The organism is Trichlorobacter lovleyi (assembly GCF_015239775.1).
In the GTDB taxonomy this organism is placed as follows: domain Bacteria; phylum Desulfobacterota; class Desulfuromonadia; order Geobacterales; family Pseudopelobacteraceae; genus Trichlorobacter; species Trichlorobacter lovleyi_B.
Window position 1 is genome coordinate 2,597,051 of record NZ_CP058409.1, and the last position, 18,563, is coordinate 2,615,613.

At 57.1% G+C, this 18,563-nt stretch carries 13 protein-coding genes and 1 other RNA gene; 5 read left to right on the plus strand and 9 right to left on the minus strand.

Annotated elements, in window-relative coordinates:
• Positions 1-291: 291 nt before the first annotated feature.
• The gene (locus tag FY034_RS11990) at positions 292-1,566 is read left to right on the plus strand and encodes a diguanylate cyclase (protein ID WP_265550847.1); all 1,275 of its coding nucleotides are present in this window, start codon (positions 292-294) and stop codon (positions 1,564-1,566) included.
• Positions 1,567-1,603: 37 nt separating this feature from the next.
• Here the strand turns inward: FY034_RS11990 and recN are convergent, their stop codons facing one another.
• The 3 genes from recN to FY034_RS12005 all read right to left on the minus strand — a co-directional run bounded on the left by recN (position 1,604) and on the right by FY034_RS12005 (position 6,751).
• Positions 1,604-3,268 carry a DNA repair protein RecN gene (gene recN / locus FY034_RS11995; protein WP_265550849.1) on the minus strand — a complete coding sequence of 555 codons (1,665 nt, stop codon included), beginning with the start codon at positions 3,266-3,268 and terminating at the stop codon, positions 1,604-1,606.
• 6 nt (positions 3,269-3,274) lie between these two features.
• Positions 3,275-4,132, minus strand: coding sequence for an NAD(+)/NADH kinase (locus FY034_RS12000; RefSeq protein ID WP_265550850.1), 858 nt, complete (start codon positions 4,130-4,132; stop codon positions 3,275-3,277).
• A gap of 135 nt (positions 4,133-4,267) precedes the next feature.
• Positions 4,268-6,751 carry an ATP-binding protein gene (locus FY034_RS12005; RefSeq protein WP_265550851.1) on the minus strand — a complete coding sequence of 828 codons (2,484 nt, stop codon included), beginning with the start codon at positions 6,749-6,751 and terminating at the stop codon, positions 4,268-4,270.
• Positions 6,752-7,110: 359 nt separating this feature from the next.
• On the opposite strand from FY034_RS12005, the gene FY034_RS12010 reads away from it, so the two are divergent.
• Together FY034_RS12010 and FY034_RS12015 are read left to right on the plus strand one after the other, a co-directional pair.
• On the plus strand, positions 7,111-8,052 hold the full coding sequence (locus tag FY034_RS12010) for an ABC transporter substrate-binding protein (RefSeq protein ID WP_265550853.1): 942 nt from the start codon (positions 7,111-7,113) through the stop codon (positions 8,050-8,052).
• A 3-nt stretch (positions 8,053-8,055) separates the two neighbouring features.
• Positions 8,056-9,993: an ATP-binding protein gene (locus FY034_RS12015; RefSeq protein ID WP_265550855.1), complete on the plus strand. Its 1,938-nt coding sequence runs from the start codon at positions 8,056-8,058 to the stop codon at positions 9,991-9,993.
• A 13-nt stretch (positions 9,994-10,006) separates the two neighbouring features.
• On the opposite strand, the gene FY034_RS12020 is transcribed toward FY034_RS12015, so the two are convergent.
• From FY034_RS12020 to smpB, 6 genes are all read right to left on the minus strand, one after another.
• The gene (locus tag FY034_RS12020) at positions 10,007-11,152 is read right to left on the minus strand and encodes a glycerate kinase (RefSeq protein ID WP_265550856.1); all 1,146 of its coding nucleotides are present in this window, start codon (positions 11,150-11,152) and stop codon (positions 10,007-10,009) included.
• On the minus strand, positions 11,149-11,697 hold the full coding sequence (locus tag FY034_RS12025; RefSeq protein ID WP_265550857.1) for an NUDIX hydrolase: 549 nt from the start codon (positions 11,695-11,697) through the stop codon (positions 11,149-11,151). Before FY034_RS12025 ends, FY034_RS12020 begins: the two co-directional genes overlap by 4 nt.
• Before the next feature lie 29 nt (positions 11,698-11,726).
• A complete protein-coding gene (locus tag FY034_RS12030) occupies positions 11,727-13,283 on the minus strand; it encodes a glycerol-3-phosphate dehydrogenase/oxidase (RefSeq protein ID WP_265550859.1) in 1,557 nt (518 codons plus the stop codon).
• On the minus strand, positions 13,280-14,770 hold the full coding sequence (gene glpK / locus FY034_RS12035) for a glycerol kinase GlpK (RefSeq protein WP_265550861.1): 1,491 nt from the start codon (positions 14,768-14,770) through the stop codon (positions 13,280-13,282). The genes FY034_RS12030 and glpK overlap by 4 nt, the downstream gene beginning before the upstream one ends.
• A 185-nt stretch (positions 14,771-14,955) precedes the next feature.
• Positions 14,956-15,309, minus strand: a transfer-messenger RNA (tmRNA) gene (ssrA, locus tag FY034_RS12040).
• Positions 15,310-15,340: 31 nt separating this feature from the next.
• Complete coding sequence (gene smpB, locus FY034_RS12045) at positions 15,341-15,796, minus strand: SsrA-binding protein SmpB (RefSeq protein ID WP_265555261.1); 456 nt, start codon at positions 15,794-15,796, stop codon at positions 15,341-15,343.
• 172 nt (positions 15,797-15,968) lie between these two features.
• Between smpB and FY034_RS12050 the strand changes: the two genes are divergently transcribed.
• Positions 15,969-17,246, plus strand: a complete 1,278-nt coding sequence (locus FY034_RS12050) for a magnesium transporter (protein WP_265550863.1) — start codon at positions 15,969-15,971, stop codon at positions 17,244-17,246.
• Positions 17,247-17,254: 8 nt separating this feature from the next.
• Positions 17,255-18,553, plus strand: a complete 1,299-nt coding sequence (locus FY034_RS12055) for an Nramp family divalent metal transporter (protein WP_265550865.1) — start codon at positions 17,255-17,257, stop codon at positions 18,551-18,553.
• Positions 18,554-18,563 lie beyond the last annotated feature (10 nt).

The following is an 18,563-nucleotide window of genomic DNA, read 5'->3' on the forward strand; positions in this document are numbered from 1 at the left end:
TCTTCCGTCTGCCCCGGCTTTTGGTTGTGTAATCGGTTTTTTGTTCCTAAACCGCGTACACCCTTGCCCGGGCAGACGGCGTAAAATAAAAGCCGTACCAAAAAAACCCGAAAAAAGATGCAAAACGGTAGAAGGAATTCATGGCGTGAATCAAAACACAGAGCGCCCGCCCTGTCAAGAGCTTTGATGCTCCTCAGCCTGTTGTTTGACATTAGCAGCACTATCGTCTACATATTCAGATACAAAAGCCCGTTGATCATCGTCAAAACAGATCCATGCCTCAGGATGCGTATGCCGAACAATCGCCTCAAATTTGCCCGCAAGTTCATGGTTGGAGCCGTAGTTATTATCAGTCTGGTCATCTGCGGCATTTTTCTGGCCTTTAACATGCGGGCGGAAGAGCTGACCGTCAGCATGATCCATCAACAGGCCAAGGCGTTGTTTCAGCAGGTGATCCTGATCCGCCGCTGGGTCACCGGCTACGGTGGTGTCTATGTCGAGGTCAAGCCCGGCGTCAACCCCAACCCTTTTCTGACCAGCCTGCCCGGCCTCAAAGTCAATATTGTCGACAAGGACAACAACAAGCAGTACACCCTGCGCAACCCCGGCCTGGTGACCCGTGAAATGTCCCAGCTTTCAAGCGAGGCTGAAGGCTATTCGTTCCATGTCTCAAGCCTTAAACCGGTCAACGTTGAAACCAACTCCCCTGATGCCTTTGAACGGAGCTCTTTGCTCAGGTTTGAGCAGGGTGTCCGTGAGACCTTCATGATCGAGCAGCGACCCAGCGGCCCGGTATACCGCTATATGGCGCCACTTGCCTACGAAACCACCTGCAACCGCTGTCACAACAACCAGGGCTACAAGGTCGGCGACATCCGCGGCGGCATCAGCGTCTCCATCCCGATGAAGGAGGTGGTTGCCAAGATGCGGATGAACCGTCTGCTGACTGCCGCCTCTGCGGTGCTGGTACTGGGCCTGCTACTGGGACTGCTGGCGGTTATCAACAACCGTTTTCTCAAGCAGTTGCGCGAGGCGCAGGAAAAGCTGGTCGAAATGGCAACCATCGACGCCCTTACCGGCCTGCTGAACCGGAGAGCAGGCCTGGAGCGGGTAGAGGAAGAACTGTCACGCCATCAGCGGTCTGAACAGGCGTTTGCCTGTCTGCTACTGGATATCGACCGTTTCAAAAAAATCAACGATACCTACGGTCATCAGGCAGGTGATGCCGTGCTCAGCGAGTTTGGCGCAACACTCCGGAGGCATGTCAGAAAACATGACATAGTCTGTCGCTACGGGGGGGAGGAATTCCTGTTATTACTGCCGGACACCTCATCTTCAGCAGCACGGACAACAGCCGAAAAAATCAGGGCCGTTACTGCAGCAACCCCCATCATGTTTGCCGGCAGGCGGATAACCGTTACCACCAGTATCGGAATCAGTATGATGCAGGGGGCAGAGACGGCAAAAACCATGATAGCCCGCGCCGATGCGGCGCTGTATGAGGCAAAAAACTCCGGCCGGAACCGGGTGGTCTGTGCGGACGCTGAGGAACTGCAGGCGGGCTGATCGAACAGCGTGCCAAAGCGTTATGAGGACGTACGGGCTAGACCCTGGAAGACTGCTCGATCATTTCTGTGGCATGCTGTAAGGCGGCATCACTGACCTGCTCTCCGGCCAGCATCCGTGCAACCTCCTGCACCCGTCCCGGCTCGTCAAGCAGCGTAACCAGGGTACTGGTCCGGCCATTATCAATCCGTTTTTCCACACGAATATGCTGCATGGCCCAGGCAGCCACCTGGGGCAGGTGGGTCACGCAGAAGACCTGTTGACCGCTTGCCAGATTGCGCAGCTTGCGCCCCACCACACCGGCAACCGCCCCCCCGACCCCGGTATCCACCTCATCAAACACCATGGTGGGCGCCTCGCCTTCAGGCAGCACCTGCTTGAAGGCCAGCATCAGACGGGAAAGCTCACCGCCGGAGGCCACCTTGGCCAACGGACGGGGAGGTTCACCCGGGTTGGGCGAAAACAGCAGTTCCACCTTTTCAAAACCGCTGCTGCGCGGTTCAGCCAGCGGCTCAAACGCCACCTGTACCACGGCATGGGGCATGGCAAGCTGACGGGTCTCCGCGGCAAGTTGTTGTTCCAGCTCCACGCTGGCAGCGCGACGTTTTTCGCTCAGTTCCGCCCCCAGCCGTTCAAGGCTTGTGCGCTGATCAGCCAGCCCCTGCTGCAGCTCATCCCGGGACCGGCAGCGCCCCTGCAGCTCTTCAAGCTCTGTAGCAAGGGCAGCCCCCAGTGCCATCACCTCTTCCACCGTTGGCGCATATTTACGCTTCAGGCGGGTCAGCAGGTCCAGACGATCATCAACCTGTTTCAGCTGCTCCGGGTCGGCCTCAATCCGCGCAGCATAGTCACGCAACTGCAGGGCCGCATCTTCAAGCTGCAGGTAGCCTTCATCCAGCAGGCTGTGCAGCGGGGCAAGTGCGGCATCAACCGTTGCAGCCTCCCGCATGGCAGCGGTTACCCGCTTCAAATCACCCAACAGTGCCTGATCACCACCATACAGCGCCTCATAGGCAGAGCCGGTGATACAGGCCAGCCGCTCTGCATTGGCCAGCAGACGCTGCCGCTCCTCAAGCTCTTCCTCTTCACCGGACTTCAGCTCCGCTGCGGCAATCTCTTCCACCTGATAGGCCAGCAGATCGATCCGTCTGGCTGTATCACGTTCCTGCTCATCAAAGTGGGCCAGGCGTTCTGTAATCTGTTTCCACTGTTCAAAGGCAGCAACCACCCGTTGTCTCAGTTCAGAGGCACCGGCAAAGGCATCCAGTAGCACCAGATGGTAGTCCGGCCTCAACAGCCCCTGGGACTCATGCTGGCCGTGGATGGTGACCAGTTGCCGCCCAATATCCGCTAACTGTCCGAGGGTTGCCAACGAACCGTTCAGATAGACCCTGTTACGGCCGGAACGGTTGATAGTGCGCTTGATCAGCAGTTCGTCACCCGCCTCAAGTCCCGCCTCCTGCAACTGGGCCTGCAGCACTGGTAGGCCAGACAGATCAAAAAGCGCCTCGACGGTTGCCTCTTCTTCGCCGGTACGGATCAGATCGGCCGATGCCCTGCCTCCGCAGACCAGGGTCAGGGCATCAATGATGATTGATTTGCCGGCACCGGTCTCGCCGGTCAGCAGATTCAGGCCCGGCCCGAAGGAAAGCTGCAAATGATCGATAATGGCGACATTACGGATGGAGAGTTCGGTCAGCATGGCAGCTTATCGCTCACCCCACTTCAGTTTGGCACGCAGGATGGCAAAATAATCCTTTTCAGGCGAGGTCACCAGAGCGGTGGTTGTTTCTGCGCGGCTGACCTCGATACAGTCCCCCTCCCGCAGTTCAACCCCCACCTGACCATCCAGGGTCAGGTAGACCATCTCATCAAAGGAGGATTTGACCGTAATCCTGATCACCGACTGGTAGGAAAGGACAATTGGCCGGTTGGTCAAGGTGTGGGGGCAGATCGGCGTGATCAGCACACACTTCATCAGCGGCTGGACAATCGGTCCTCCGGCGGAAAGGGAGTAACCGGTGGAACCGGTCGGGGTGGAGACAATCAGGCCGTCGGCCTTGAAGTTGGTAAGAAAGTCATCGTTGACCCTGGCCTCAAGCTCAATGATCCGGGCCAGCGCCCCTTTGTTGATCACCGCATCATTCAGCACCTGACAGCGGGAGATCTCCTGATCGCCCCGGGTGACCGCCACATCAAGCATCATCCGTTCGGTAATCCGGTGGCTGCCGGCCAGACACTGCTCAAGCACCGGATACAACTGCTCAACGGTTATTTCCGTCAAAAAGCCGAGGCTCCCCAGGTTGACCCCCACAATCGGCACCTGACGGCCACTGAACAGACGGGCAACCGAGATCAGGGTGCCATCCCCCCCCAGCACCACCACCAGCTCGGCCCGCTCACGGATCTGCTTTTCCGTCAACCCCCTGGCATAGCCGACATGCCGCGCCAGATGGGTATCCACCAGCGGCAGACATCTGCGTTCTTCAAGCCAGGTAACCAGCTCACTGGCGACTCCCTGACAGCGTGGATCATGCACTTTGGCAAATATGGCGACCTGTTTCATGACGTTCCTGTATCACAGCTTGTACGGGTTGTCCACAAGCCGTCAACGTACCCTCCCCCTGTATCGCAGGCGGTCCAAAGCAGCATGGCGATACTGCCGTTTGAACTGCCGTCTGTCACACTGGCAACTACGGTATCACCCGACGGACGACACCGTAGTGCTGCTGACAACTGTGGCCTTATGCAACGCCACCCGCAGCTGATCCTGCCTGAATGGCTTGGAAAGGTACCCGTCAAATCCGGCTTCAAGCAGTTTTTTATCGGTACCCTTCAGTGCATCGGCAGTCAGGGCAATAATCGGCGTATGGACTCCTGTTTTTGCCTCTTCAGCGCGGATCAGCTGCAACGCCTCACTCCCACTGCAGACCGGCATATGGATATCCATCAGGATACTATCTATGCCGCCTTGCCGCCATACAGCCACGGCTTCCTCTCCGTTACCGGCCAGCTTGGTATGATAGCCCATATTCTGCAGCAGCAGAACGGCAGTCCGTTGATTGAGCACATTATCCTCAACCACCAGGACCGTCTGAGACTTTGCCGTAACGGGTATCGGCTCGAAGCTTGACGCAGCAGGTTCTGCCTCAAGTGCCTGTGTCGACAGGCGGAAGGGCAGCTCCAGGTAAAACTGACTGCCTTTTCCTGCTTCACTGGTTGCGCTGATACGCCCCCCCATCAATTCTGCAAGCTGACGGCAGATCGTAAGCCCCAAACCGGTACCGCCAAACCTGCGGGTTGTACAGGCGTCAGCCTGGATAAAGGGATCGAATACCTTGGCCAGCACCTCTGGTGACATGCCGATACCGGTATCGCTGACCGTTATCTGCACAACGGCATTGTCATCCTGCTTTTGCAGCAGCGTCGCCTCAATGGAAATTTTACCTTCTTCAGTAAATTTGACGGCGTTACCGAGCAGATTCAGCAACACCTGTTTGACTCGCAACTGGTCGCCATACACCTCCAGAGGCAACCCTTCATCCAGCTTGGCCTCGATCTGGACCCCCTTCTCAAAGGCCCTGCTCGTCTGCATCAGGAGGACATCATTGATGCAACGGCGCAGCGAGAAGCAGTTCAGTTCAAGTTCGACCTTTCCGGCTTCAATCTTTGACAGGTCAAGGATATCGTTGATAATGGCCAGCAGATCATCCGCAGAGGTTTCAATGGCACTCAGGTAATCTTTCTGCTCATCTGTCAGTTCCGTAAAACGTAACAGTTGCAGCATGCCAATCACGCCATTCATCGGATTGCGGATCTCGTGGCTCATGTTGGCCAGAAACTCACTTTTATGCTGGTTGGCAGTATCTGCAGCATTGCGGGCTGTCGTCAATAGCTCAAGACTCTCATGTAATTTGCCCTGCAGCTGTTTCATGGTGACCATATCATTATCAATCTGCAGCGCCATATTTCTAAAAACATGCACCGAAGCAGCTAATTCACCTATTTCGTTATCTGATTCAACAGAAGGAATTTCTATGGTCAGATCCTTGGAAGCCAGACGCCTGATAGCCGAGGTCAACTGCGACAAGGGTTTGATAATATGATAATGCACATAGAAAAATATCAGAGCAATCAGGGCAAAAGAAGCTAAACTGGCCACAACCTGCACAACAATCCTTTGTTTATGTTCTTGTCTATTAAGCTCTGCGTAGTGCTTGGTTGTCTCCACAAGAACGGTATTAAAAGCAGTTATATGGTCCAACGCCTGCACTCCCCGTTTTAAAAAATCGGGTTGCGGGCAGGGATAAGGGCCACCGCTGAGCGCAGCGTTAAAAATGGCATTTCGACAGGGCAAATAACTGGTCGTATAAAAATCTTTCAACTCACCAAGGGCCCTGGGAATTGGTGATGTCACCAGATTCCGGCTCAGCAGTTCAAGCTTCTTAAAGTGGCCTTGGGAGACAAGCTGCAGCTGTTCAATTTTCTTGCTCTGATCGACAGCGATGGGTGCACCGGACAACATGGTGCCGGAAAGAATAGAAATTTCGGGGCCGGCGCTGTTACGCAGGGAAAGGGTTACATGCTTTAAGGCTGAATACCTGGCGATCATCCCGTCTTTATCACTGATGTCACCTGAAATGACCTGCAGAAGATTTTCAACTTTCTCTATATAGTTGGTCATTGCCGTAAACCACTGCAGTGCCAGCTGCGGGTTTCTGTCATTTTTAGGCACGCGCATTGCCACTGCCACTTGTGTACGCAATGAATCAATCAAGGTTTTCAGACGTAGAATCTCAGCGGTCTGGTGGTTGACCCTGACTTTAAACTCAATCTCCTCCAGTCTGGTCAGCGCACGGGCCAAAGCAGCATCAGCATCTGAACTGCGGGCTGCAATAAACCGCCTGTTTGCCTCCATACCTTTTACCGGACCGGCGTCATTCAAAACAACATTGACGCGCCCCCGTTCAAACCCAAGATTATTCACCACAGCATACAGGTCATCACTGATATTGTTCAGTAAATATACGTTGTTTGCCTGTTCATAGGATCTGTAGGAATGGTAGAGGGAAGGCAGAGAGGACAAAAGCGACAAAAGCGCGACCATGCACAGGGCTGTATAGACGATGCTGCTCAGGTGCAGCCTGCGCCCCGCGGGTCTCGAAACATCCTGTATTTCAGTCATATGTTGACCCCTAGCGGTTTGAGCATGCCACGTTCTCCCCCGAGCCCTGGGTCTGAAAGACCAGGACGGTCTGGCATTTATAGATCATCTACTGACCGTAACGCTCCCGACTCAACACTCCGTATGATACCCCAGGCGTACCGACAGCATAACATCCAACCAGCAAACTGCCTCACCACACATTGTAATTTTTAAAAACTGAGCTACGATAAATTAATAAACGTGTCTCTAACGCAGGCTGAGGGAAATCCATGTCAACAAGCTACCTAACCAGGACTGTCTTGAAAGAAAAAACGGGTAACCTTTTTTTTCTCCGTCTCTGGCGCAGCTCTCGAGCATGCTTAGTACTACTTTTACTGTTGTCATTTCAACTAATCTTCACTTCCAGCGCCTGGTCAGCTGAACCGCTCAGACTATCAGTATCAAAGACCCCGTTGTCGCTCCCTATCTACATCGCTGACAGCATGGGCTATTTCTCGTCTGAAGGCCTGCAGCTCAAAATATCCGAGGTTATTGGCGGGCATCGTACACTGCATGAGCTGCTGGCAGGCAATGCAGATCTTGCGACCTCATCTGACACAGTGGTGATGTTTAACAGTTTTGAGAACAGTAATTACGCGGTTATTGCCACATTTGTAACCAGTGATGACGATATCAAAATTGTAACCCGCTCCAATACAGACATCTCTCACCCCCGCCACTTGCAAGGAAAGCGGGTCGGAACCGTAACCGGGACGGCCAGCCACTATTATCTGGATATGCTGCTTCTACTGCATGGTGTCGATCCCAAATCCGTTCAGGTACACAATCTGCAACCCGAGGAAATGGCTGACGCACTAAAAAACAGGAAGATTGATGCCGTTGCAATCTGGGAACCGTACCCTTTTATCATGCTCAAGTCTGTTCCCGGTACCAGGACCCTGCCAAAGTCCAATGTCTACCGGTTATCCTTCAACCTGCTTGTGCATAAGAAACACCTTGGCGTGCGTGATGATGATCTGGTCAGGTTGCTGCGCGCCCTGGACCGTGCAGAACAGTTCATCAAGCTTGAACCCGCAAAGGCGATGGTCATTCTTCGCAACCGTCTTCAGCTTGACCAGTCGTTCATCCACTGGATCTGGCCGCGCTACAACTATCGTCTCTCGCTTGATCAGTCACTGCTGACAACCCTGGAAGGAGAGTCCCGCTGGGCACGCCATGAAGGTCATGTCAAACAGGAACGTTCACCAAACTATCTCGATTTTATCTACGCCACCCCGCTGAGCAGGGTGCGTCCAGGCTTGATTAGTATTGTCAGGTAGCCCATGCAGATAAGAACATTACTTAAAATTGCAATATCGATTGCTTTTCTGATGGTGTTGGCCCTGGCTACAACCAGTTGGGTGATCACAATCAAGCTGAATGCGATTTCTCAGGCAGAAGAACGGGCGCAAACCGCCTCAAACACCATCTCCCGGCTATTGATACTGACCCATGAATACATCACCTACTCGGAAAAGAGATCCATACAGCAATGGCAGATATTGCAGACCACCCTGGTAGACACACTGGAGGCAGGGGCCCATGATGTTGTTCCGGTGTCGTCTATGGCCCTCAACGAAGCAAAATCGCTAACCAATCTGTTCCAACGGCTTGTTGCAGCAAGTCCTGCCAAAACAGATCTGCAGATCCGCCAGAAAGATCTGCTGATAGATCAGGCCCTGACCCATACCCAGATCATCTCTGACTCGGTACAACGCTGGGGCAACGAGGCACGGAAGCAGCGGATGCATATCGAGCGGACATTCCGCACCATCACCATTGCCATCCCGCTCCTGATGCTGCTGATTCTGATCTTGTTGACCGGCATTCTGGTGCAACGTGTCCTGCGCCCCCTGTCAAAGCTGCACCAGGCGGTACTGGCGGTGGCAAACGGCGATCTGACCGTACGCAGTGCCACCCAGACAAACGATGAGTTCGGTGATCTTTCCCGCACATTTGATGCAATGGCAGTGGATCTGGTGACTGAACTGAAGCATGAAATCAAGATGCGTAAACAGACAGAGGACGATCTGGCCCAGGCAAAACATGCGGCAGAAGCGGCCAACACCGCCAAAAGCCAGTTCCTGTCCAATATGAGCCATGAGATCCGCACCCCCATGAGCGGTATACTGGGTATGACTGAACTGCTCAGGTTCACGGAGCTTACCCCCGAACAACAGGAGTATCTGAGTGACATCAAGACATCTGCCGACAACCTGTTGTCGATCATCAATGACATCCTTGATCTTTCCAAGATAGAGGCCGGCAAAATAGAACTCGAGGCAGTCGACTTTTCACTGCAGCAGTGTCTGCGTGACATAACTGCCATGCAGATGTCCAAAATATTTGAAAAACATTTACAGGCCGACATACAGATCGACCCGAAAATCCCTGAATTTGTCCGCGGTGACCAGCTGCGGGTCAAGCAGATCCTGCTCAACCTGCTCAGTAACGCCGTCAAGTTTACCGCCCACGGCAAGATCTCCATTCAGGCCTCTCTGCAGGAAAGCCGCAACGACCTCCTCATCATCCGGATAGAGGTTGCCGATACCGGGATTGGCATTGCGGCTGAAGCGCTGGACAGGATATTTGATCCGTTCACCCAAGCTGATACCAGCACCTCGCGGAGATTCGGCGGAACCGGTTTGGGGCTTACGATCTGCCGTCAGCTTGCAGAATTAATGGGCGGGCGCATCTGGGTGGAGAGTGCAGCAGGCACAGGCAGCCGGTTCCACCTGGAACTGCCCTTCAAGCGGCCTGCAGAGCCGCCCCCCGAGCCCTCTGCGCAGCAGCTGTCGGCGCTCACCCTGCCCCGCCAGAAACCGCTGACAATTCTGGTGGCTGAAGACAACCTGCTCAATCAGCGTACTGCCGTATTGCTGCTGCAAAAGGCGGGACACCACCCTCTGTGTGCCGAAAACGGCCAACAGGCCCTGGAGATCTGGAGAAAAGAGGCTATCGATCTGATCCTGATGGATCTGCACATGCCCTGCATGAGTGGCGGAGAGGCGCTGTCGGCTATTCGTGCTGAAGAGGAAATCAGCGGGAAACACACGCCGGTCATTGCCCTGACTGCCGATGCGCTGAAAGGGACCAGGGAGGCCTTGCTGCAGCAGGGATTCGACGCCTACCTGACAAAACCGTTCAGACTGGAAGTACTCCTGAAAACATTAGACAGCTGCGTGGTACGCGCTGCGGGGAACAAGCCGGACTCCCCCTGACGGGCCGGAGGCCTCACGTCAGAGGCAGCCGTTGGGCCAGCCGTACGGTTGCCGCAATATCACGGGAGGTATGCAAGAGGTTTGCAGCTGCGTCTGCCAAGGCGTCCTCCATGCTGCAGGGCCGTGCCGTGGTACTGAACATGGCCGCAATCCCATGGCTATAGACAATATCCGCATCAGCGGCCAGGCTGCCGGCAATGGCAATCACCGGCTTCCCCCAACGTGCCGCAACACGGGCCACACCGACCGGCACCTTGCCGTTGACGCTCTGGCTGTCGATACGGCCTTCGCCGGTAATGACAAGATCAGCCTTTTGCACAAGCGTCTCAAAGCCGATGCAGTCCATGACCAGCTCAATGCCGGAACAGAGCCTGGCCCCCAGGGCCAGCAATGCCGCCCCCATCCCTCCGGCAGCACCTGCCCCCGGCACCGCTGCCACCGCCTTACCCAGATCCCGGCTGATAATCCCGGCATAGTGCGCCAGATTGGCATCAAGCTGCGCAACCATCTCAGGGCTGGCCCCCTTTTGGGGGCCAAACACCGCTGAGGCCCCCTGTTCCCCCAGCAGCGGATTTGTGACATCACAGGCCACCTCAAGTGAAACATGCTGCAGACGCTGATCAAGTCCGCTCAGGTCGATCCGTGCCAGCCCCGACAAGGCGCCACCGCCGGAGGCCAGTTCCCTGCCCTGCCGATCCAGCAGCACCGCCCCGAGCGCCTGCAACATGCCGGCACCGCCGTCATTGGTTGCACTTCCGCCTATGCCGATAATGATGCGCGACACCCCGGCATCCAGGGCAGACCGGATCAGCTCGCCGGTTCCATAGCTGGTTGTCAGCAGCGGGTTGCGTGCTGCCGGGGGAACCAGCATCAGGCCGCTCGCAGCGGCCATTTCAATGACGGCGACAGCGCCATCGCCGGTCAGACCATACGCGGCCTGCACCGGCCTGCCCAGCGGGTCCGTTACCCTGCAGGACAGATGTGAGCCGCCGCTGGCTGCCACAACCGCCTGTACGGTACCCTCGCCGCCATCAGCCAGGGGGGCGATCAGATACTCTGCCTCCGGGAACGACAACCTGAATCCCGACTCGATCTGCTGCGCCGCTTCCAGAGCCGTCAGGCTCTCCTTGAATGAATCGGGCGCGATCAGGATCTTCATGGGCAGCCCCCTTCCAGGCCGGGATACTCTATTTCCAGATAACGGCGAACGGCCCGTCTGAGAGAGCCGAATCCGATTTTATCGTATTCCACCGCATCATGACTGACCCACAGCGCATCCGCCAGGTCATCGGCAGCCTTCACCGCAGGCGGCTCATCCCACCTTGCCAGAAATATCAGGTCCAGCGTGTCGTATTCAATGCCGCGATAGCGGTATTTGTTCGGGAAGGAAAAGAGATAGCGCATGTCGTGGATCGCAATCCCCAACTCCTCCTGCACCTCACGCCGGACCGCCTCTTCAGCACTCTCGCCCTGGTCCACGAACCCGCCGGGCAGATCAAGCATGCCAAGCTGCGGCTCATGCTTTCTCACACCGAAGAGGATCTTGCCTTGGCACTCCATGATGACCGCCACCGCTGCGGCACAATTCAGGTACAGTACAAAGCCGCAGTCCGCACAGCTGAAATGTTTGGGCGACGGCCAGGTCAACGCTTGACTGCCGCACTGCGGGCAGTGTGAGATTAATGCATCACTCTCTCTCGTCATCTGCGATCCTTCCCTTTCAGCGTCCTGCCTCATGCCGGCAGATACCCGCTGGCAAGCTCCGTAAATGCCGTAACCTGCGTCTCCTGCCAGGCCTGGTCCTGCCCCAGCTCGGACGCCATCAGTGCCGCAACCTGCGGCGCCGCGCTGATACTGGCACGGGCATCCAGCAGCAACGCCCTGGTGCGACGGGCCAGGATATCCTCCACGGTCCGTGCCTGTTCGTAGCGTGTCCCCCAGATCACCTCCCCAGCACAGTAGGGCAGCGCCGGATGCAGCGCTTCCCGCCAGGCCGGATTTTCCGCCAGCAACAGTTCCAGTGCTGCGGCATCACTGCCGTAGACCTGCAAGGGCCGGTCAACAGCCACCCCCTCCTGCCAGCCGTGAATCCTCAGCTCGGCGCTAACCGACGGCCGTTCCTCCAGCCCGGCGATCTGGGCAGCGGCAGTAACCGTATCCTCCCCCATCTTGCGGTAGGTGGTCCACTTGCCACCGGCAATGGTAACCAGACCGCAGCTCTCCACCAGCAGGGTATGATCGCGGGAGAGCGACGCGGTGTCGCTGCCTGCATCGGCACGGACCAGCGGCCGGATACCGGCAAAGACACTCAGCAGGTCGGAGCGCTGCGGGTGGCGGGTCAGGTAGCGGCTGGCATGGGCCAGCAGGAAGTCGATCTCTTCCGCCAGCGGACGTGGTTCCGGACCGGCCTCCGGAATCGGGGTGTCGGTGGTGCCGACGATGGTACGGCCATGCCAGGGGACCGCAAACAGCACCCGGCCGTCATCGGTATGGGGCACCATGATTGCGCTGTCACCGTTCAGGAACGAGCCGTCCAGCACCAGATGCACGCCCTGGCTGGGGGTAATCAGCTCCCTGACCGTGGAGTCGACCATCCGCCGCACCTTGTCGATAAACGGACCGGCCGCGTTGATGACGACCTTGCCCCTGATGACGAACTCCCGGCCGGTTTCCCTGTCCAGCGCCCCCACCCCGCTCACCAGCCCATCTGTCCGGATGATGCCGGTCACCGGCAGGTAGTTGAGCGCAACACCGCCCAGATCGGCCAGGGTCAGGGCCAGACTGACCGCCAGACGGGAATCGTCAAACTGGCCGTCATGGTAGATTACCCCGCCCCGCAGACCGTTCGGCTCTACAGTGGGGATATGGCGCAGGGTCTCCTCCTTGGACAACAGACAGGAGGGGCCGAGCCCCAGCTTACCGGCCAGCAGGTCGTACATTTTAAGGCCGATACCGTAGAACGGCCCTTCCCACCAGTCGTAGAGCGGCACCACAAACGACATATTGTGCACCAGATGGGGGGCGTTGCGGATCAGCAGTCCCCGCTCCCGCAGCGCCTCCAGCACCAGCGACAGGTTGCCCTGCTGCAGGTAGCGCACCCCGCCATGGATCAGCTTGGTGCTCCGGCTGGAGGTCCCCTGGGCAAAATCCCCCTGTTCCAGCAACAGGGTCCGGTAGCCGCGGCTGGCCGCCTCCACCGCCGTGCCAAGGCCGGTAGCACCGCCGCCGATCACGATCATGTCCCAGATTGCACCATCTGCAAGCTGCTGCAAAAGTTCCGCACGTTTCATGGCTGTGCCCACCCTTTTGAGCGCTCAACGGCCCTGCTCCAGTTGTAACGCAACTCCGCCATCCGTTCCTGTTCCCGTGCCGGGGTAAAGGTCTGCTCCGCCTGCCAGAGCCGGCTAAGCTCCCCACGATCCTGCCAGTAGCCGATTGCCAACCCGGCCAGATAGGCCGCCCCCAGGGCAGTGGTTTCCCGCACCCTGGGCCGCACAACCGGCACCCCCAGCAGGTCGGCCTGGAACTGCATCAGCAGATTGTTGGCAGTGGCACCGCCATCCACCCGCAATTCAGTCAGGGGAGTGGCTGCATCCGACTCCATCGCCTCCAGCAGGTCAGCGGTCTGGAAGGCGATACTTTCCAGGGTGGCCCGGGCGATATGGCCGGCAGTGCTGCCGCGGGTAATGCCCAGCAGGGTACCGCGGGCGTAGGGGTCCCAGTGGGGCGCTCCCAGCCCGGCAAAGGCCGGGACAAGGTAGACACCGCCGTTGTCCGGCACCGAGGCAGCCAGCGTTTCAACCTCCTCAGAACTGCGGATGATCCCCAGACCGTCCCGCAGCCACTGCACCGCGGCGCCAGCCACAAAGACACTGCCTTCAAGGGCATATTCGGTCCGGTCCCCCAGGCGGCAGGCCACGGTGGTAAGCAGGTTCCGCTCAGAAAGGACCGGCCGTTCGCCGGTCTGCATCAGCATGAAACAGCCGGTGCCGTAGGTGTTCTTGACCATCCCGGGCCGGTCGCAGAGCTGGCCGAACAGCGCCGCCTGCTGGTCCCCGGCAATACCGGAGATCGGCAGCCGGGCAGCAAAAAAGCGGGCCGCTGTCTCACCGTAGACCTGGCTGGAGGGCACAACCTCCGGCAGGATTGCAGGCGGAATCCGGAGCAGCTGCAACAGCTCCTGATCCCAGTTGCCTTCGTGGATATTGAACAGCAATGTGCGGGAGGCGTTACTGGCGTCGGTCAGATGCCGCTCGCCACCAGTCAGGTTCCAGACGAGCCATGAGTCGACGGTGCCGAAGGCCAGCTCTCCCTTCTCAGCCCTGTCCCTGGCCCCGGGCAGGTGATCGAGCAGCCAGGCCAGCTTGGTGCCGGAAAAATAGGGGTCCAGCACCAGCCCGGTCTTGGCCCGGAAGGTTGCTTCCAGCCCCAGCCTTTTGAGCCGGTCACACTCCGCGGCAGTACGCCGGTCCTGCCAGACAATCGCATTGTGGATCGGCTTGCCGGTACGGCGATCCCAGACCACCGTTGTCTCCCGCTGGTTGGTAATGCCGATGGCCGCGATATCGGCAGCGCTCACCCCTGCCCGGGCAATCGCCTCCACCATCACGCCCAGCTGTGAGGCCCAGATCTCCTCTGCATCGTGTTCCACCAGTCCGGGCTCGGGAAAGATCTGGCGGAACTCCTTCTGGGCCAGCCCCCGGACAGTACCGTCATGGTCAAACACCAGGGCACGGGAACTGGTGGTACCCTGGTCAAGCGCAAGAATAAAACTCATCGTGTGCCACCTCGGTCTGAAGTAAGTGCTGATTATATCGCGCTCTGCCCACTTGGCAATTGCGGACGCCCATTCGATCAGCCTTGCAGGGAGACCACCCTCGGCGAGCAGGTGCCCTGAAAAAGCAAAAGCCCCCGATTTATCGGAGGCTTTTGAACTTATCCGCACCATGACGGACGGTTAATTGGTGGAGGCGGTGGGAGTCGAACCCACGTCCGAAAGACCTACGTCGAGAGCTACTACACCGTTAGTCCGTTGATCGATTTAGTCATCAGGCTGTACAGCGGACAAGACAGCGAGATGACGATCCCTGAATTTCGGACTGCGTATCGGGCTTACGCGATCCTATTCGGTAGTGAATGACGTTCCCTTCCTACCACCGACATCTCAGTCGGGAACGCCTGTTAAGCAGCTAGTGCAACAGGTTGGGTGTTATAATTGTCGGCAGATATTGCCGTGCAGGTTTATTAAGGTCGGCCACCTGCCCCGACCCGGTGCAACCCAGGAGTTCATTCCCCCGTCGAAACCTTTACGCCCCCAGTTTTCAAAGATCCATACTTATACTATACGCTATCGCGCCTTTATTTTGAACTCTTTTGCATGCTCGCGCTTCAGATCCTTCTTTTTCAGGTCCTCCCGCTTGTCATGCAGCTTTTTGCCTTTGGCCACCCCGACCTCAACCTTGACCTTGCCTTCCTTGAAGTACAGCCGCAACGGCACAGCCGTACAGCCGTCCTGCCGGATTCTGGCATGCAGTTTTTCTATCTCCCTGCTGTGCAGCAGCAACTTGCGCTGCCGCTCAGGGTCGTGGTTCTGGCGGTTGCCGAAATCATAGGGGGCGATATGCAGGTTATGCAGCCAAGCCTCGCCGTTGCGTACCAGTACAAAGGCGTCCACCATATTGGCTTTCCCGGCCCGCAGGGATTTCACCTCGGTACCGACCAGGACAATTCCGGCCTCCAGACGCTCTTCAATATGGTATTCGTGGAAGGCCCGCTTGTTTGCGCAGATAAGTTTCTCAGCCATGATGGTCAGACTGTAGCAGAGCCTGACAAAAAAGGAAACAACCGGAACTGTTTCTGTCACAATCAGGCTACAAGGTTCTTGCAGGTTGACTTTGACCAGATCGAAGGCTATACAAATCCAATCACATACGGGTCTTCAGCTGAAGGCCCGTTTCCTATAACGAGCCAAGCAGATGACTATGCGCACAGAATACAGCGAAATATATTTGAGCAGCGTGATCGGGCGCTCGATCATCACCAGTTCCGGGCAAGAGGTCGGTACCCTGCGGGACCTGATCATGGTGCCCGGCGAGGTGTTTCCCGAGGTTTCCCACCTGGTGATCCGCCGTGGCAGAAATCTTGAGCTGCTGCCCTGGGGCATGGTCAAACTGTTTACCCACATTGTTATCTCCACCACCGGAACAATCCCGACCGGACTGACCAGCTATATCCCCGCCGAGGGTGAAATCCTGGTTCGCCACGACCTGCTGGACAAGCAGATCGTTGATGTTGACGGCGCCAAGGTGGTACGGGTGAATGATGTCAAGCTGGGCAACCTGCATGACAAACTCTGTATCTTCTCGGTTGATATCGGCTTCCGCGGCATCCTGCGACGCCTGGGCTATGAGCGGCTTGGCGAACGGGTGGCACGCACCCTGCGCAAGGATATCCCCACCACCGAGATCAGCTGGGAGTATGTCCAGCCGATTGAGGCGAATTCATCCAAGCTGGCCCTGAATATTGCCCGCAACCAGATGAACGAGATCCACCCGGCCGACCTGGCTGACATTCTTGAGAGCATCCCGATCCAGAACATCAAGACGGTTCTGGAGACCATTGATGCCGAGACCACCGGTGAGACGCTGTATGAGCTTGAACCGGACATGCGGAACCTGGTGATCAACCAGATGGATTCGGAGCAGGCCTCTGACATTCTGGAGGAGATGGAGCCTGATGAGGCTGCCGACGTTCTGGCTGACCTGCCGGAGCAGAAGGCCCAGGAACTGCTGGAGCTGATGGATGAGGAGAACGCCGAAGAGATCCAGGAACTGCTGGAGCATGAGGACGACACGGCCGGCGGCCTGATGAACAGCGACTACTTCCGCCTGTCCCCAAACGAGACGGTGGGATCAGCCCTGACAGCCTTACGTCTGGCCTATGAAGAGCTGAATGAGATTCACTACGGCTACGTGGTCAACGAGGAGAACCGGCCGGAAGGGGCCGTTTCCATCCGGCAGTTGCTGACCCATCCCCCCGAGGTGGCGCTGAGTGAGCTGATGGACGAGGATCTGGTTACGGTTGAGGTCAGTGAAGAGCTGACCGAGACCCTGGAACTGATGACCAAGTACGACCTGTTGGCCCTGCCGGTACTGGATACAGACGGCACCATGGCCGGCGTACTGACCGTTGACGACCTGTTGCAGCACCTGCTGCCCAAACTTATTAAATCCCGCCGTGGCGGCATGATGTAGGAGACCGTATGTTCCGCGGCATTTTAACCACCAAACTGGTCAAGCCATTTACCCAGATCAACACCAAGAACATTCTGCTGTTTCTTGCGCTGCTTGGGCCCGGCATCATCACCGCCAACGTTGACAACGATGCCGGCGGTATTGCCACCTACTCCCTGGCTGCCGCCAACTACGGCTATTCCATCCTCTGGATGATGATCCCCACCACCATTGCCCTGGTGGTGGTGCAGGAGATGTGCGCCCGGATGGGAGCCGTCACCGGCAAAGGCCTGGCAGACCTGATCCGCGAGTCCTTCGGCGTCAAGATCACCTTTTACGTCATGATCGCCCTGTTTATCACCAACCTGGGTAACTCCATCTCCGAATTTGCCGGTATTGCCGCATCGCTGGAGCTCTTCGGCATCAGCAAGTACGTTTCAGTACCGGTCAGTGCGGTGCTGGTCTGGCTGTTGATCGTCAAAGGTTCCTACCGCACCGTTGAAAAGGTCTTTCTGGTGGCCTGCCTGGTCTACATCGCCTATCCGATTGCCGCCTTCATGGCAGGCCCGAAGTGGGACATCATCCTGAAGGCCACGGTCACCCCCGAATTCAAGCCGGACAGCGCCTACATCATGACCCTGATCGGTATCATCGGCACCACGATTGCCCCCTGGATGCAGTTCTACCAGCAATCTGCCGTGGTGGAAAAAGGGATTACCGCCGAGCAGTACGGCTTTACCCGGCTTGATGTGATTGTCGGCTGTGTCCTGGCAATTGTGGTGGCCTTCTTTATGATGGTGGCCTGCGCCTCCACCATCCACCTTCATGGGCTGAAGATCGAGACCGCTGCCGATGCAGCCCTGGCCCTGAAACCGCTGGTGGGGCAGCATGCCTCATCCCTGTTTGCCTTTGGCCTGTTCAATGCCTCACTGTTCGGCGCCTGTATCCTGCCGCTGTCCACCGCCTTCTATATCTGCGAAGGGATGGGCTGGGAGTCCGGCGTTGACAAGGATTTCGAGCAGGCACCACAGTTTTTCTGGTTCTTCACCGTCATCATCGCCATCAGTGCCCTGTTGATCCTGATACCCAATGCACCGCTGATGAAGATCATGTTTCTGTCCCAGGTCCTAAACGGCATGGTGTTGCCATTTGTTCTGATTGTGATGCTGCTGCTGATCAACGACAAAAAACTGATGGGCTCCTACGTGAATGGCCCTGTCTTCAACCTTATTGCACAGATTACCGTTGTCATCATGGTTGTGCTGACCATTATCATGACACTGGATATTGCCCTGCCGGGCATACTCAATCGCCTGCTGGGACACTGATGTCAAAGCA